Origin of the sequence: Streptococcus oralis (assembly GCF_003943415.1) — a bacterium.
Classification (GTDB): domain Bacteria; phylum Bacillota; class Bacilli; order Lactobacillales; family Streptococcaceae; genus Streptococcus; species Streptococcus oralis_BJ.
Genome location: NZ_RJPK01000001.1, coordinates 343654 through 360470 on the forward strand (window position 1 = coordinate 343654; position 16817 = coordinate 360470).

Annotated in this window: 15 protein-coding genes, 1 pseudogene and 1 CRISPR repeat array; of the genes and pseudogenes, 14 read left to right on the forward strand and 2 right to left on the reverse strand. The window is 37.1% G+C overall.

All coding sequences use genetic code 11. The annotated features are described in order from the left end of the window. Positions 1–35 precede the first annotated feature (35 nt). Both D8801_RS01670 and D8801_RS01675 read right to left on the reverse strand, forming a co-directional pair. Positions 36–335, reverse strand: coding sequence for a YbaB/EbfC family nucleoid-associated protein (locus D8801_RS01670; RefSeq protein ID WP_000981527.1), 300 nt, complete (start codon positions 333–335; stop codon positions 36–38). Between the two features lie 71 nt (positions 336–406). Next, positions 407–804, reverse strand: a pseudogene (locus D8801_RS01675) (site-specific integrase); the annotation flags it as partial. Between the two features lie 972 nt (positions 805–1776). Between D8801_RS01675 and cas6 the strand changes: the two are divergent. The 14 genes from cas6 to D8801_RS01745 all read left to right on the forward strand — a co-directional run bounded on the left by cas6 (position 1777) and on the right by D8801_RS01745 (position 16815). Then, positions 1777–2505 (forward strand): CRISPR-associated endoribonuclease Cas6, encoded by a 729-nt coding sequence (gene cas6, locus D8801_RS01680; RefSeq protein ID WP_125847374.1) that lies wholly within the window; start codon positions 1777–1779, stop codon positions 2503–2505. Between the two features lie 9 nt (positions 2506–2514). Continuing rightward, positions 2515–3786, forward strand: coding sequence for a hypothetical protein (locus D8801_RS01685; protein ID WP_125847376.1), 1272 nt, complete (start codon positions 2515–2517; stop codon positions 3784–3786). A 16-nt stretch (positions 3787–3802) separates the two neighbouring features. Next, positions 3803–5440: a type III-B CRISPR-associated protein Cas10/Cmr2 gene (gene cas10 / locus D8801_RS01690; protein WP_125415193.1), complete on the forward strand. Its 1638-nt coding sequence runs from the start codon at positions 3803–3805 to the stop codon at positions 5438–5440. Continuing rightward, the gene (locus D8801_RS01695; RefSeq protein ID WP_125415194.1) at positions 5440–6723 is read left to right on the forward strand and encodes a hypothetical protein; all 1284 of its coding nucleotides are present in this window, start codon (positions 5440–5442) and stop codon (positions 6721–6723) included. The genes cas10 and D8801_RS01695 overlap by 1 nt, the downstream gene beginning before the upstream one ends. A 3-nt stretch (positions 6724–6726) precedes the next feature. Next, positions 6727–7431: an RAMP superfamily CRISPR-associated protein gene (locus tag D8801_RS01700; RefSeq protein ID WP_125847378.1), complete on the forward strand. Its 705-nt coding sequence runs from the start codon at positions 6727–6729 to the stop codon at positions 7429–7431. After that, positions 7424–7837, forward strand: coding sequence for a hypothetical protein (locus D8801_RS01705; protein ID WP_260468132.1), 414 nt, complete (start codon positions 7424–7426; stop codon positions 7835–7837). Before D8801_RS01700 ends, D8801_RS01705 begins: the two co-directional genes overlap by 8 nt. A gap of 2 nt (positions 7838–7839) precedes the next feature. Continuing rightward, positions 7840–8652: a type III-B CRISPR module RAMP protein Cmr6 gene (cmr6, locus tag D8801_RS01710; RefSeq protein ID WP_125847382.1), complete on the forward strand. Its 813-nt coding sequence runs from the start codon at positions 7840–7842 to the stop codon at positions 8650–8652. A 92-nt stretch (positions 8653–8744) separates the two neighbouring features. After that, entirely contained in the window at positions 8745–9143 is a 399-nt protein-coding gene (locus tag D8801_RS01715; RefSeq protein WP_221761545.1) for a hypothetical protein, read from the forward strand. 168 nt (positions 9144–9311) lie between these two features. Then, a complete protein-coding gene (locus tag D8801_RS01720; protein ID WP_125847386.1) occupies positions 9312–10520 on the forward strand; it encodes a hypothetical protein in 1209 nt (402 codons plus the stop codon). Then, positions 10521–11033 (forward strand): 3'-5' exonuclease family protein, encoded by a 513-nt coding sequence (locus tag D8801_RS01725; RefSeq protein ID WP_125847388.1) that lies wholly within the window; start codon positions 10521–10523, stop codon positions 11031–11033. A gap of 55 nt (positions 11034–11088) precedes the next feature. Continuing rightward, the gene (gene cas1, locus D8801_RS01730) at positions 11089–11835 is read left to right on the forward strand and encodes a CRISPR-associated endonuclease Cas1 (RefSeq protein WP_260468133.1); all 747 of its coding nucleotides are present in this window, start codon (positions 11089–11091) and stop codon (positions 11833–11835) included. 792 nt (positions 11836–12627) lie between these two features. Then, positions 12628–14103, forward strand: coding sequence for a hypothetical protein (locus tag D8801_RS01735; RefSeq protein ID WP_125847392.1), 1476 nt, complete (start codon positions 12628–12630; stop codon positions 14101–14103). A 119-nt stretch (positions 14104–14222) separates the two neighbouring features. Beyond that, a CRISPR array of direct repeats spans positions 14223–14763; the repeat unit is 25 nt; unit sequence TACCTTACCTATAAGGAATTGAGAC. A gap of 442 nt (positions 14764–15205) precedes the next feature. Continuing rightward, complete coding sequence (locus tag D8801_RS01740) at positions 15206–15997, forward strand: Cof-type HAD-IIB family hydrolase (protein WP_125847394.1); 792 nt, start codon at positions 15206–15208, stop codon at positions 15995–15997. After that, positions 15997–16815: a Cof-type HAD-IIB family hydrolase gene (locus tag D8801_RS01745; RefSeq protein WP_125847396.1), complete on the forward strand. Its 819-nt coding sequence runs from the start codon at positions 15997–15999 to the stop codon at positions 16813–16815. The genes D8801_RS01740 and D8801_RS01745 overlap by 1 nt, the downstream gene beginning before the upstream one ends. Positions 16816–16817: the final 2 nt, after the last annotated feature.

Below are 16817 nucleotides of genomic sequence, written 5' to 3' on the forward strand. Positions count from 1 at the left end.
GGAGAAGTGAACCTTCCTCCTTTTTCTGTAGGTGATTAGAATGGTAATTTTCCAGCGAAAGCACCTAGTTTTTTCTTAGTCGTTTCATCGATTTGTTCTAGAGCAGCGTTGATGGCTTGAACGGTCATATCAGACAAGGTTTCTAGGTCTTCTGGATCTACAACTGCTGGACTGAAGTCAATACTAACAACTTTTTTATCTCCAGTTAAGGTCGCTTGGACAAGGTCTTGAGCAGATTTTCCAACAAATTGCATAGCAGCGAGTTCTGCTTGGCTTTGTTCCATTTGTTTTTGAAGTTTTTGTGCTTGACGCATCATGTTTTGCATGTTCATCATAAGATTTTTAAGATTCCTTTCGTATCAAGGCTTTGAGCCTTGTTTTATAAATTTTTTTGCCATTTTTTGCCCTAGAAGTTGTCAAAAGCATTGGCAATTTCTTTTTGTTGAGTTGGGAATAGGTGCGAGTAGATGTTAATAGTTGTATTAATGCTACTGTGTCCAAGTCGTTTCATAAGTGTAAAAAATATATAATCTTTTCCCTCACCGTTTCTGAGTCCTTTTGAAACTAGAAATGCTGCATGTGAGTGTCGGAAATCGTGATTACGAATCATTTTTAATGACGCAGGCATTCTTTTTTCAATTTAATCTTTTGATTAGAAACCATTGGAGTAGTCAGTTGTAAAGGACTGTCTTGAAAGATTTGTAAGTTTTCTGTATTGTCCGTAAACTCTACTAATAGGTGAGCTTGTTTTTCTTTCCATTGCGTTAGTTCTTGAACGAATGCTTTATGAATGTAAATTCGACGTATAAAAAGCACCACGCTTATCCTCTTTTAAAATATTTTCTTACGTAGAAATCTCACAAAGATACTCAACAGATATTTTAAATGTTACTTGGTTAAGCTATGAAGTCTATACTTAGATTCGTATTACTCGAACTCTACTCTTGTGGAGGTTCCCTCGCTTTCTATGACATATTTTCTCACCTGTCAGTTTACTGAAATCGTGGCTAATATTAACTCACTAGCTTTGGTTGAGACAGTATCATTGAAGTACATTATTGATTATATCATTTTTGAACTCTATTGAAAAGCCAAATTTTCTCCAATAGAACTTACTGAAATACGTCCAATTCTTTTATTATTATAAATTATATAAAGTTTTACAAACTAGTTCGTTCATTCTTCCATTTGTAACAAGAACAAAACATGCATTTTGTCAATATTCTAAACACATTTTTGGAAAACTAGTCATCTTTTAATGAAGAAGTTTAGGTAACTAAACAATTTATTATTCAAAACAACTCTGATGAGGATAATCCGATTTACTAAGTCTATTCGTGAATTATAGAAAATATCTATGTATTGGGGAATGTAAGCGTATCAGTTTTGAAGCCTTTATGCTCAATACTGATTGTTATATAAAATGATTCAAAACTGCTATTACCGTGTGGAAAGTCTTTATCACCATTTGAATGTTGAATACGATGACTCACTAGCAAATTGTCCAAAATAGACTTTTTCTTCAATCTGAAATAACTGCTAAGTTACTCTCGTCTATTTTAATTTTGTATTAGCTAAATCTACCACAAAATTTTTGAATGCTGAATTATTGGTATCAACAAGTTGTAGCACTATTTATTTGATCTGAAGAGCAAGCAGTGATTTCACAGTTGATTTAAGATGATAAAATATAACAATATAATTTGACAGCGGTTACAAAATTTTGTAATATCTATAATATAAGAAGATGTATTTTAATTCAGGGAGGAATGTAGGATGCAATTATTAATTGAACTGCAAAAAATTGATCAGTTTATCTTGCCAGTAAACTATAATTATCTTCTTCAATCGATGATTTATAATTTATTGAAAAATAAGGAAGACTTGTCTGCGCAACTTCATGAGATAGGTCATCAGTTTGAGGACAAACATTTTAAGTTGTTTACATTTTCATTGTTGCAAGGTCAATATAAAATGCGAGGAAAACGAATAGAGTTTCTTGATAAGGTGCGTTTTGAAATTAGAACGATTGATCAATCCATTTTATTCACTATTGCAGAGGCTTTGTCAAATCTAGATGAATTGCGAATTGGTCGAAACCTTGTAAAAATTTTAAATGTAAAAATTGAGCAAAAAAAATTAACGGAGACTTCTTATAAGACTCGGATGATTTCTCCCTTGGTGGTTCGTTCTACAGATCCTGAGACTAAAAAAACATTGTATTACAATCCATTTGATACGGAATTTAAGAGCAGAATCATGGAGAATCTTGAGAGAAAATATCAAGCTTATTATCATAAAGTACCGACAGGTAGATTTGATATAGAGCCGATAAATTTTTCTTTAAAGAATAAATTTGTTACCAAATACAAAGACTATCTCATAACGGGTTGGAAAGGAGAATTTGGGATAAGAGGAGATGCGGAGGTGTTGGATTTCCTCTATCAAGTTGGGCTTGGTGAGAAGAATTCGATGGGATTCGGAATGTTTGTAATTGAAGAATAGGAGGATAAAATGGATATGGAATTTAGGAATTGTAAGTTAGAGCTTGACTTAAAATGTCATGCGCCAATTATTCATTTCCAGCCGGAAGAAGAAGGAGCCACTTTGCGTGCTAGTGAAGTCAAGCCAAAATTTGATCGGTACTTGATGAAGAAAGTTCCAAGTCTGAAAAACTGTTTCAAAAATCAGTATTTACCATATAAAATGAAGTTTATTGATAATAGTCCTAATGTCATTTACAAGTATAGTAAAAATGAAGGCAAGTATGATAAGCAGACAAATAATAACGAAGGCAACTTCCAATTATATTTTGCCAGAGATGAGAAACGCAGAGTAGAAACAAATCCTACAATGACAATTACTTGTTTTGATCCGCTCCTTCAGAAATTGATAGTTGAACATATCAAAAACTTTTTTATAGTGACAAATTTTGGGGCTGCTCAAGGAAAAGGGTATGGTAGTTTTACTGTAATTGATGAAGAACAGAGTAAAATTGAAAGAATTCTAAGGGAAGAGTTTGGATTAAAGACTCTTTATAAAATGGATTTTAGGAAAGCAGCTAAAAATTTGAAGTTCTCAAAGAAGATAAAAGTGATTTTTGAAAATATTGAAAAATTCTATAAAATAACCAAGAGTGGCTATAACTATCAGGGAGAATATGCTCGAAGTGCCTTGTTTTATTATATGCATGATAAAATGATTGGAAATGAAAAAGCTGCTTTAAAGGATAAAGTAATAGAAAAACCTTTTGGAACTATCCCCTACCACCTTAATCAGCAGACACATAACGAAAAATATGTTCGAGCACTGCTGGGGCTATCTTCTTATTTATCATTTACAGATATAAGAAAAAACACAAAAAAAGAAGAGAAAGATATTTCTGTTAATATTAACATTATGCATGAAGCAAATAAAATTGAAGCAAATATTGAACGATTTTCTTCACCAATAACTTTTAAAGTAATCAACGATATTGTTTACATTATTCCTAAACAGAGATGGTGTAAGTATATTTTAAACAAGAAATTTAAATTTAAATATAAGGTATCGAAAAATGTTCCTAGAAGCTGGATGAGTGCCATAAAAGATAATAAAATGAGAAAAATAGAATATGAGAGATTTATAAGAAAACTGGATGAAAAATTAAAAAGGGAAGAGATATACCTACAAACTCCAGAGGAGTTTGATTTACTAAAATTTTTAGACTTTGCTGTGCAATATTATAATAAAATGGAACCCAAAGGTTATGCACATACCATCCAAATTTCATATGATATTAGATAACAGGGGAGATGAATAAATGAAATATGTAGGTATAACAATCGGTCCAATTTTTAAAACCATTGGAGAGGCGATCTCTCCGGCAGGTTTGTGGTTTGGCAGTTATTTTTTCTCAACGGTGACAAAGAAACTCTGTGAAAAACTTGTTGGGATTCCAAATGTCAATATTTTTTCACCGTTTTATGACTCTAATAGTAATCAAAACCCACAAGAAGATGGTATTGGTCGTTACCATGATCGGATTTTATTTTTAGATAATGATAGTACATTAACTTCGGAAGGACTTGAAACAATAATTTCAAAAGTGAAAGAGGAAATGACTGAGAAATTCGGAAAGTTTAATACAAAGGAGATTAGGGACTTTGTTGACAACTATCTGAGAATTGATTTTGTTATTCTTGATGAAAAAACCATGAATGGAATTATAGAAAAAAGAGAAAAAGAAGGTGAGGATGGAAACAATATAGCTATTATACTGAATGATGCTTTGGATGCGCTGGAGCTAATGGCAGCAGGTAAGGGAAGAACAGATATGAACTTATTTGCTCCATTCTTTGCAGGCAAGAAAGACAATCGGAATTGCTATATTAAAGGAAGTGAGCTATTTACAGATACCAAGCTAAATAGCCAGTTGCTTACAAGCTACTCAGACCACGCTTCTGAATTGAAATCAATAGAAGATATAGCTCTATCTCGAAAGAAAGAGGAAAACTCTTCTGACAGGTCCCCTAGTGGTGAGATAGCACCAATCAGAAGCGAATATTATGCAGTCGTTAATTCGGATGGGGATAAGGTCGGAACTCTTTTGAAAGCTTTATGTAAAGATGTAGAAATCCCTGAACAATCTGATAGGATAAACAGTTTTTCGAGGGCCTGTTTAGACTATGCTGGTGAAGCGGCTAAGCTTGTCGGAGATTATGGCGGGATGACTATTTATGCTGGGGGGGATGATTTACTGTTTATCGCCCCTGTTCATTCTATTTTTGCCCTATGTCAGAAACTAAATATATTATTTATAGATACTTTGTCAAAAAGTATTAAGGAGTTAAAGGAGGAAGTCAAGATTAGCTTGTCTTTTGGTGCTGCTATTCAGTATGTAAAATATCCTCTATATGAAGCGCTGGAAAGAGCTAGAGTTCAACTTTATAAGGCTAAAGAAAGTTACGGTAAACGTCCGAATGGTAGTGAAATCAGCGGAGGCAATCGTCTGGGGATAGAGTTGGTAAAACACAGCGGAAAAACCGTTCAATTGATGGTGGAAAATGAGAAGTTGGAGGCCATAGATAATCTGATAAAATATCGAGCAACTACGAACGATCAAGCACTGGAATCTGTCCTTTATAATCTGCAGGATACAGAAATTATTTTTAAGTTGTTGTTTGAGAAAACCGCACAGAATATATTTGATTTTCAAGAATATAAAATGAGGTTTTTGAATAACTTTAACAATCCAAACCAGTTGTCTTATCATAGTTATCTTGACGAAATAGCTAAATTTTTCTATGACAACTATTTGAAAGAGTATCAATATAAGCCAGATACGAAAGTAAAGGTTGATGGGGTTTGTACAAAACGAAACATAAGTATAGGGGAATTCTATACTAAAGAGTTACAGGCTATTTTATTTTTGGTGAAGTTTTGGCAGGGAGGTAAGTGATGACAGAATATCTTGTGACTTTTAAACCGCTGGGAGACTACTCTTTTGGCTCAGATAGGCGCTTTAGCTTTGCCGGTAGAAATAACTATTCAGCTGATGAGTATGCGCCTTATTTTATCCGTACTAATCGCGTTCCTGAACAGTCCACAGTCTTTGGGATGATACGCTATCTTATCTTAGTCAGTAATGGGATTGAGCTGAACCAGGATTTTCAGTATGATGGGAATACGCGAAATAAAATCGAAGCTCTAATCGGAGAGAAGAGCTTTTCTCTAAATGGAAGTGTACAACATTTCGGAAAATTAGAAAAAATCTCTCCCATCTTTCTGCTAAAAAATAGTGAGGAAATTGTCATACCAAATCCGTTTAACAACAAGCAGGGGAAAGAGGGGATTGAACAGTTTGCACCAATGATACTAGAAGAAATTAAAGTATCGACTAGTTTTGGTGAGATCTCTCTTCCTAAATCTAAGGAATATAATCCTAAAGAAGGGTATGGAAATGGCTATTATAATATTAATACAGGCTGTCTAGAAGCAATTGAAGATATTTTTAGGACTAAAGTAGCGACTGGTGTAAGGCGTGTTACGCAGAATGATCTGCAGAACCTGAAGATAAATATTCGAGATTTATGTGAGTCATTTGTGAATGACGCTATGAAACAGGGGGGGTCTAATTTAGATAGTAATAGCAATCTTAGTTTAACTGAGTTTATCAATGATTTTATGGATTTACTAGACGAGCACAACAAAAGGGAAAAAAATCTCTTTCAAGAAGAATTAGAAAAACTGATCAAAAATTTTGATGCTGACCGTCTATTTAAGCGAGAGGTACATCAGCTACATAAGGACTATGAATTTGCTGTCTATGTAAAGGTTAAGGATAATTTCATATTAAAAGATGGTATCGTTCCTATGGGACAGAAAGGCACCCTTTTCAAGGTTTCTGTTCAAAAATCTGAAAATAATGAGAATAATTTAGAAAGTGAAATCACAAAGCATTTCCAGAAACATACTCCAAAAGGGCAAACCTGGCATTACTGCCTCTCAGATGTGTGCCTCTTAAATGATGTGACAGGCTTTGCGATCTTAGAGGAAAAACTAGTTCGTCAGCTTCATACAGACCTTAAGGAAAATCGTCTGAAAGGTCTCAGTCTGCAAGGCCATCACCTTCTATACAAGGCGGGCAGTGTCTTTTATGGTGATGATAAAATTCCGTTAAAATCTGGCATAGAAGCAGCAGGCTATAATGTTATTTGCAAAATTGAAGGAAGTAAGGTGTAAAAAATGAAAGCAAAAATTTTTGTCATTGAATGTTTAACAAACTTGCATGTAGGAAATGGAGATGTTAATTTTAACATCATTGATAACGAAGTGGAGCGAGATGTTGTGACGGGATTCCCGACGATCAACTCTTCAGGCGTTAAAGGTGCTTTGAGGGCCTTCTTTGAAGAAAATAAGTTATTATCGAACATTAATGGAATATTTGGTTCGGACGAAAATGGGAGTACTACTTCAGGCGCATTAAAATTTCTTAGCGCGAATCTACTAGCCCTACCAATTCGTTCGATAAGTGGTGGGGATAAGCCTTATTCAATACATGCTCCGAAAACAGCTTGTGAAGATTTCAAGAAAATGCTTAAAAATTTTCAATTAGAAGATGTTTCAATAGAAGATATAAAGGGCGGAGATGAGAAGATAACTCTGGACGAAGATAATTCTTGCTACGAAAAGGATGGTTTACCAGTAATTGCTCGAAATAGTGTCGGAGAACAAACTAATTTGTGGTATGAGGAAGTTGTGCCCCACAAATCGATTTTCTATTTTGCAGTGGTGACATCAACCAGTGAGGCAGATGACCTTTTAGATGTGTTTACAGAGTCGGTGAGAGGAAAAATCATCCAGTTTGGTGCAAATGCTTCCGTAGGTTATGGACTTTGCAAGGTTATTAAAGTGATTTCAGAAAATGAAGAAGGAGCCAACAATGGATAAGAACAGAATAAATCAGTTGCTTCCTATTGCTGTTGAGGTGATTAAAAAAGAGCTTTCGGAGCCAATTCCAAATGAGTTTCGAGGATATATCGCTTCTTTCGGAGCGGCAGTTACTATGGGAAGTCTCCCTGCAGCAGTTGCCTACTATTCGGCTGCATCAAAAAATGCCAAAGAAGATCGCACCAAGCTCCCTGTTATGATTTTGGAAGTTTTGAAGGGAGAAAATGCAGCTATTACAGTAGACACCTTGTTTGAGTATGTGACATCGTTCAAAAATGATAATGAGAGTTTCGCTATTAAAGAAGATGTACTGCATGCAGCAATCGCAATCAAACTAGGGTTAAATTTGTTTGAAATTGAGTCAAAGGATAAAAAAGTCAAGGAAGACGAGAAAAATGGAGGGTAAGGATGATGTTTAATTCAAAAAACATGTCTTATATCTACTATCATGAATATTTTGAAGGCTTAAAAGAGCGGAAAGAGCCATCAGGTCTAGTTTATGAACTGGGTAATTCAAAATCTAGTGAAGAGCAATTTCGTGAGAGAAATAAAGCTTTGCAGGATTTTAAATTTGACCTTTCTCTATCACCTCTGGAGCATTTGAAAAATGCTTCAAAAGATGTAGCAAGTGTTCAAACCTTTTTTTTGCAAACTATTTATCCTGGTCTCATGATAGGAACGGGCAATCCCCATGATTTGAAATCAAAGGGTTCTATATATTCTGGCTTTTCATTTGATTATGTAACGGGACTGCCCTATATACCTGGCTCCTCTGTCAAAGGGGTACTGAGAAGCGTCTTTCCTACGAAAGAAGATACCAAAGATGATATTAATCAGCAAAAGATGGAGTATATTAAGTCACTTCTTAAACCAGGACTTTCTGATAAAGAAGTTTATGGCTTGAAAGATGATATTTTCGAAGATAATGATGTCTTTTTAGATGCTTATCCCTGTCCAACCTCTAAAAAAAATACGAAGCAGCAGTGTTTAGCTTTGGAATTCATTACGCCTCATAGTGACATCATCAAGAATCCTATTCCAATCAACTGTCTGAAAGTTAAGCCTGGAATCTCTTTTGAATTTGGCTTTTATCTGAACGATTGTCAGCTTTCGGATGGACCTCAGATTACGATTAAAGAAAAAATAGAGTTATTTAAAACCATCTTGACTGATGTAGGCATTGGCGCCAAAACGAATGTTGGTTTCGGACAGTTAGAGTAGTAGAGCTCAATCGACAACTGTATTTACAAATCTTATCCGAGGGTCTCGTGCAACTCACGCAGCTATTAGAGGCAAAATATGGTGATATTAGATTGGATATTATCATTTCCAGTCGTGTAGCTCGAAAAGGTATAGAGGAGCATGTCCATATTCAGGAGTCTGAATATAAGCGTTCCTTTACAACGAGTTTAAAAACAAGTGAAGTCAGCTATCGTTCTGGGACAGATGTTCAATTTCAGTTAAAAAAAGCGACGGAATCACAAAGGTTAATTTTGGCGGATTTTGCTTCGAATATTCGTCGGATGTATCTGCGAGGCCTTCCAGTTTTTCGAGATCAGAGAGCAGTCTTGCGCAATTTATTTGAGGATTCTTATGTATTTTCTCTGTTAACACTGTCTTCAGACAGTCGTATCCGCTTTTTGCTTGCTCAAAATGATGTATCAGAAGCTCTGATGGAATACTATACATCCCAAGCTATAAAAAGTAATTAAACTTATTTGCATCTGATTGTCGATCGAATGGAGTATCTGAGTTACAGAGTGTTGAAGTCGTAATTAAAACAGTTTGCTTCAGAGATTTTAGCTTATACAGCGAGACAGGATGATTATGAGAAATCTATTGAGATATTTACAGAGATTTGTGATCAACTACTGCCACTTTTGAGAGATAAAAAGTATCCATATGAGTTGTTTGCCTTTGAAGTATTCCTGCAACTAAGCGATGTCTACCTGCGTTCTGGCCGTTCTTGTCAAGCAGGTCAAGTCATTTCTCAAAGTTTAGAATTGGTAAAGATTTCTGAAAATAGCTTAGAAAATCTTTTTAGTCTCTATCGAATCAAGGAAAAACTCGCTGTATTTTATATTGACAGTGGTCAGTATAAAAAAGCTTCTCACTTAATGGCAGATCTCCACGCTATTTTTAAAGAGCTGCTAGATTTATTGTTAGCTTATGATTCAATTTCAAATTATTTTCAATCCTTGAAGTCCGAATACTATGGGGATGTTCTCTGTATGGAAATCTATAGTCTCTTATTTCAAGCCCAGCAGGAAGATTTTAAATTAGAGACTATCATCCGTTTATCTGATGAGGGCTTGCAACAGTATCCGAGTTTCCCAGGAGAATTGGAACGTCATCGGCAATATCGTAGTAGAATTGAACTTCTGAGAAAGGATGCTAAAGCTGCGCTTCATTGGTTGATTTTAGCGATTGACTATGATCATAGGATGGATAGTGAGATAGATGAGGTTGTGATTCAAGATTTTTGGGATAGGGTTGAGCGACAAGAGACAACCATTAGTCAACAGTTCTATGCCATGTATTACTCTTTAATCATGACTGAGGCTTGTCAGCAGGATATAGAATTTGCTAAACTACTTTATACTGCCTTTGTCAAACATCCAATCTATCAAGAGTTCTTTTCATTTCACAAGCGAAATAAGTTAACAAAGTTAGTAAATACGGAGAAAATTTTCTACCATCCTATGGAGATAGTCTATTGGAATTTTGCTAATTATTATCGCTTTGAGGGAAAAATGGAAGACAGCCTGAATTGCTATGATAAGGATATTAAAGTATGTATGAGAAACCAAGATAGTTTCACGCTGAAACTACGCTCCATCCCAATCTATGCAGCTAAAATTAGCTGCGAGAAGTTGCAAGGGAAAAAATCTAATACTTACGAAAAATTAAAAGCTACCCTTCATCAATCGGAAAACATGATGAAGGGCTATACTGGCAAAAACGATGTTGATTTTTCAGAAACGGAAGAATTGCTGAGAGAATGGACGGGATTTTTTGACAATCTTGATCAAAAATCGGAGACTATTTCTGATAAGCTTTGGTCTTTTTCTCAGAAATGGAGATATTAAATGGAGTATCGTTTTATTGTAGATGCTGAGGTGGATGGTCTTTATGGTCCCCTGCTGACGATGGCTGTCATAGTCACAAAGCTAGATGGAACGGAAGTAGCCACTTTTTACGGTGGTGTACCTAGGCAGATTGCAGAGACCAAAGAAGCCTGGGTGTTGGAACATGTCATTCCCTACATAGGAGCTTATCAAGCTTTTGATACAGAAGAAGAGCTCTTGGAAGAGGTCTGGCAGCTCTGGTGTACTTATCGGACTTCCGCGCGTTGCTTTGCAGATGTACCCTTTCCTGTAGAGAGTCGGCTTTTTCATAAGATGGTAGAAAAGGACAGGCAAAATAGAGCATTTATGGCTCCCTTTCCAATTATTGATGTTGCCAGTCTTTTGTACGCAAGAGGATTTGAACCCATTGGAAACCGACTGGATTTAGTTTCGCATTTCGAAGGAAGACTACATAATGCGCTAGATGATGTCAGACTATCAAGTCGTATCATCCAAAGACTGCTTGGTGAGTGAGATGTTTTCGTTATTCCTGAGACCATGAAGAGTCCAGATCCGCTTTTATTTTTTATTGAAGCAGTGCCAAGTGTATCTGGACGAGGAGAAACGATTGCTGTTGTCCAAGCAGTTTGAGTTATCGCATTTTCATAATTTGCGGGCAAACTGTCGCTATTATCTTAAAAGATATAAGTCCAATAAGTCTCTTTTAGAGATTGAAAAAGACTTGACGATGGCGATTAAGGAAGTTCATCGCAAAAAGTCGGTCGATGATTTGATGCTTTTAGAGGCACGAGTCAAGCAGATATACGATCCTATGTTTAATGAGATTCTGAATCAAAGTGGTTTTTCTTTTGTTAAGCGAACCAAGCGGCCACCTCGAGATCCACTAAATGCTTTGATTAGCTTTTGCAATACGATTTTGTACAGTCGTGTTCTGCGCCTGATCTGGCAGGCTAGACTGGATCCTAAAATTGGAGTGCTCCATGCTTCAAATAATCGTCCTTACAGTTTGCATCTGGATTTTGCGGATTATATGAAGCCGGTTATCGTGGATCGAGTGATTTTGAGTTTGATCAATAAACATCAAATCAATGCCACAGATCATTTTGAAGAAAGGGAAGATGGCTCGGTTTATCTGAATCGGGAAGGGAAGTATATCGTCTTGAGAAGTTTTGAGGAAAAACTACAGACGAGGCTAGTCATGGGAGGATCGACCTATACCTATGCCCAGCTCATCCAGCACGACATTCGGCAGTTTAAGAGAATCTTGCAGCAGGATGGGGACTTGAAGCGCTTTAAACCCTACAAATACTATTAAAAAGTCGGTCGATCTTTTCGATATTTTGTCTCTTTTTCAAAAGCTGTCAACCAAGCGGTTTAGGAGCGATGGGTACAAAAAGATCGACCGACTTTTTTCATTGAAATCTTGAAAAAAGCACTATTTTTTGATACAATCAATCTAGAAACAGCGAAAATACTGTTGTTATACCTTACCTATAAGGAATTGAGACGTTGCTTCCTACAACAAAAGCCAGAACCTCAATTCGTGATTCTGTTATACCTTACCTATAAGGAATTGAGATTTGACTGTCTCCTATGAGACTTTTTAATTTCTCCCAGCAGCTCTTTGGTTATACCTTACCTATAAGGAATTGAGACAATGTGGGTCTAGGTAATGTGGCTTCTCAACCTGACGTGAATCGTTCTACCTTACCTATAAGGAATTGAGACTCTATCTCCCACGTTAGGATATGATGAAGCAAATTGTTATACCTTACCTATAAGGAATTGAGACATTATCTTTGGGCGACGATCTGAAGTGTCCCAGTGAGTGACTTGAACACTATAAGTTGGACGTTATACCTTACCTATAAGGAATTGAGACGCTTGTCCCCAGAGTCCGTTAGTCTCTGCGTCGAATGAGAAAAGTTCTACCTTACCTATAAGGAATTGAGACGAGCGAGCAATATCACGATTGCGTTTATAAGGTTGGTCGTAATACCTTACCTATAAGGAATTGGTTTGTTCAACTGAAAAAACTTGCGGGAGCAAGTTTTTTGTGGTATATTGGAAGTGCTTTCATGATGAATATCTTATTCGGAGGTTGTTTATGTCTGAGAGTCAATCTGTATATAGTCACCATATCTTTGTTTTGCCCTTTGCGGCCAAGGGGCTGGAGTCTTTTCCGAAGTCTTCCAAGTGGAAGAAACTCAGCCAAGATGCTAATGAGCTTCCCTATCTAAATTTAGAAGATGCTGAAAAAAGTGAGCGATTAAAGTACGCTTATCGCCGATATTTTAATAAAGAAGCAGAGGAGCTGATTTTCCGCAATCCTGAGCTGGTCACAAACTATGCTTATACTGGCTTAGAAAAAGGTGAGGTGTATCGAATTTCTTATTATAATCAAATCAACAAACTTGAGTGTTATGATCTGACGCTTGACTATATCATGCTTCGTTATTTTCCAAATTTAAAAGCAGGTTTCCTGATTTTTTCAATGGAAAATCGTTACTATGATGAATTGGAAGATATTAAAAACATCAACCAGTATGGTCGCCATCTCTATGCTCCTTTTTTGACTCCATTGTTGTGTGGTTTAGTCTCACCAAATAATATTGAGCTGATTAAGAGTGAAAAAATTAACGAGCCTCCACAGCCGTGCGACTTGATTTCTACCTATGGAATCATGTCAGCTCCGAAAGAAATTTTGCAGGATTTCTTTGGCTTGCCAGAGGAAGCGATATTCCCAGAGGATATCTCGCAGTTTGAATCTAAGCCTCATCTGGAGATCATCATTGATGACCGCATGTATGTGGTGAGCTACATGATGGTTCCTGAAGTAGAGGAGTTGATTTATAAAACGGCGAATTGGGCGAATTTTGATGATTCGAAGCAGAGTTTAGAGGAGATGAAGCTTCTTTATAGTATTTTATACGTTGATAAGGGAGATTCAACATGTCTGAGTCGAGATATGCTAAAGGCAGAGTTGGAAAAGCTTCTCTATACGAGGTGGTCAGCTGAGGGAAGTCTTTATATGGCCAGTCAGCACTCGATGATTTTTATGAGTAGTTCTGATTTTCCAGAGTTTTTCCTCAAAGGCTACTTTTTGTCGGAATATCTGGACTTAGCCTTGATTACGCTCAGTCAGAGGATTGGTATTCTGAAGTATTCTAAGGATGCGGGGGATAGGGTCAATGCTAGAGTTTCTGATAAACTGAAGTTGCAGAAGGCTTACACGACCTTTAAAAATCAATTTCTGCTTCCGGAACTTTGCCCGCAGGAGCAGGCGATTGAGATCTACGAATTGCTGCAAACTTCTCTCTATATCGAGAAGCATATCAATCTCCTAGATAGTCAAATCAGTGAACTGCATGATATCAGCCAGACGGAAGCAAGCAATAAATTGAATGACAGAGTATTAGTACTAACCGTTTTAAGTATTGCATTAGCAATCATTCCGAACATCAAAGAACTGCAGGAACACTGTCTGACGATTTGCAATCTGAGCCTGACGTATTCATCTTGGCTTACTTTGCTTATTCCTCTTTTGACAATTGCTTTTATCTATTTCAAAAAGCGAAAATAAATGTATATTATCTGGACATACGATGCTCATCACAAGCGCGTGGCTAAGGTTTTGAAATCTTGAAAAAAGCCCTGTTTTTTGATACAATCAATCTAGCAACAGCGAAAATGCTGTTGTTATACCTTACCTATAAGGAATTGAGACGATCCATCATTTTGACCTCCGCCAACTGGGGCTTTGCCCTGATTAGCGTTATACCTTACCTATAAGGAATTGAGACCTTGCCATTCCACATTGTACCCCAACTCATCCAAGACTGAGATAGTTATACCTTACCTATAAGGAATTGAGACGCTCCGCACTTTGGACAAGGGAACTTATGCATCACTTTGCCTCCGTTATACCTTACCTATAAGGAATTGAGACTCGTCGTTTGGGTGACGAAAAGGAATATGCGAATATGAATGTAACGTTCTACCTTACCTATAAGGAATTGAGACGCTGCTGCAAAGGCTTGTGCATTCTTGTTACGTTGAGTGTTCTACCTTACCTATAAGGAATTGAGACCCTGAGCTTTTTCTTGATTGGCAGCTCTTTGTGCTGCTTCTGTGGGTTATACCTTACCTATAAGGAATTGAGACTTCGTTTGATAGAAAACGTCTTTGCCTTTGTTGTTGTAGTAGACCTTTCCGTTCTACCTTACCTATAAGGAATTGAGACACGGTCTTCCATTTTAAATTATGTGGATTTGGATGGTTTTTAAGTTCTAGATTACCTATAAAATATTGTCCATGTGTCTTTGTCTGTCTCCAAGGCACCAAAAAAGCGAGCAAATTCACGTCTGCTAGGAAGCATGAGAATTTGTTCGCCTTTTGTTTCGTAAGAATTATCAAGAAAAGCTCTCTTAGTAGGAGAGCTTTTTCCGTGTTTCAACCATGATAGTATAGAGCCTAAGTTAGATAACTGGTCAGTTTTTTGTTACTTCATGATAGTGTTACGAATATTTATTGGTCTATTGGGTTAAATTAAAAACATTATTTTCTATTTTATTTACCGAAAAAGCACTGTAATACAAGTAACCAATCCTTCTGTACTAGTCCTTTTTTAGTTTATCTATGGTATAATAGAAGATAGATTTATCAATTGGAGAATGAAGGATTTTATGATTAAACTTGTAGCAACTGATATGGACGGAACCTTTCTAGATGGAGAGGGGCGGTTTGATATGGAACGCCTCAAAAACTTACTTGTTTCCTACAAGGAAAAGGGGATTTATTTTGCTGTGGCTTCAGGTCGCGGTATCTTGTCGCTGAAAAAGCTATTTGCGGATGTGCGAGATGAAGTGATTTTTATAGCTGAAAATGGGAGCTATGTTGAGTTTCATGGTGAGGATATGTACGAGGCTACTATGTCTCGGGATTTTTACTTGAGCACTTTTGAAGCTTTGAAGAAATCGCCTTATTTTGATGAAAGAAAAATGCTCCTGACTGGGGAAAAAGCTTGTTACGTATTAGACACAGTGGATGAGACCTATCTCAAATTCAGCCGTCACTACAATGAGAATATCCAAAAAGTAGCGAGTCTGGAATTTATCAAGGATGAGATTTTTAAATTCACCACGAACTTCACAGAAGATACGATAGAAGTTGGAGAGGCCTGGGTCAATGAAAATGTTCCTGGTGTCAATGCCATGACAACAGGTTTTGAATCCATCGATATTGTCTTGGACTATGTTGATAAGGGTGTGGCTATTGTTGAGCTAGCCAAAAAACTTGGTCTAACCATGGATCAGGTCATGGCGTTTGGAGATAATCTCAATGACCTTCACATGATGCAGGTCGTCGGGCACCCAATCGCTCCCGAAAACGCGCGACCAGAGATTTTAGAATTAGCAGAGATAGTGATTGGCCACCATAAGGACCAATCAGTGATGGCTTATATGGAGGGTTTGTAATGGCAGATATTAAATTGATTGCACTTGATTTGGATGGCACATTGCTGACAACGGATAAAAAGCTGACAGATCGTACCAAGGCGGTCCTCAAGGCTGCGCGTGATCGTGGCATCAAGGTCGTTCTGACAACAGGTCGTCCTTTGAAAGCTATGGATTTCTTTCTCCATGAGCTAGGGACTGATGGTCAGGAGGACGAGTACACCATCACCTTTAATGGTGGTCTGGTACAGAAAAATACAGGAGAGATTCTCGATAAAACCGTCTTTTCAATCGATGATGTGGCACGATTGTATGAGGAAACTGAAAAACTCGGATTACCGTTAGATGCCATTTCAGAAGGAACAGTCTATCAAATCCAGTCGGACCAAGAAAGTCTCTATGCTAAGTTCAACCCAGCCCTGACTTTCGTACCTGTCGCTTTTGAAGATCTATCTAGTCAGATGACGTATAATAAATGTGTGACCGCCTTTGCCCAAGAACCTTTGGATACAGCGATTCAACAGATTTCTCCAGAATTGTTTGACCAATATGAAATCTTCAAATCGCGTGAAATGCTATTGGAATGGTCACCGAAAAACGTCCACAAGGCAACAGGTTTAGCGAAATTAATTAAACACTTGGGCATCGACCAAAGTCAAGTTATGGCTTGTGGGGATGAGGCTAATGATCTTTCCATGATTGAGTGGGCAGGTCTGGGAGTTGCCATGCAAAATGCAGTTCCTGCTGTTAAGGAAGTTGCCAATGTGATTACCCCTATGACCAACGACGAGGAAGCCGTTGCCTGGGCTATCGAAGAATACGTGCTAAAGGAGAATTAGAA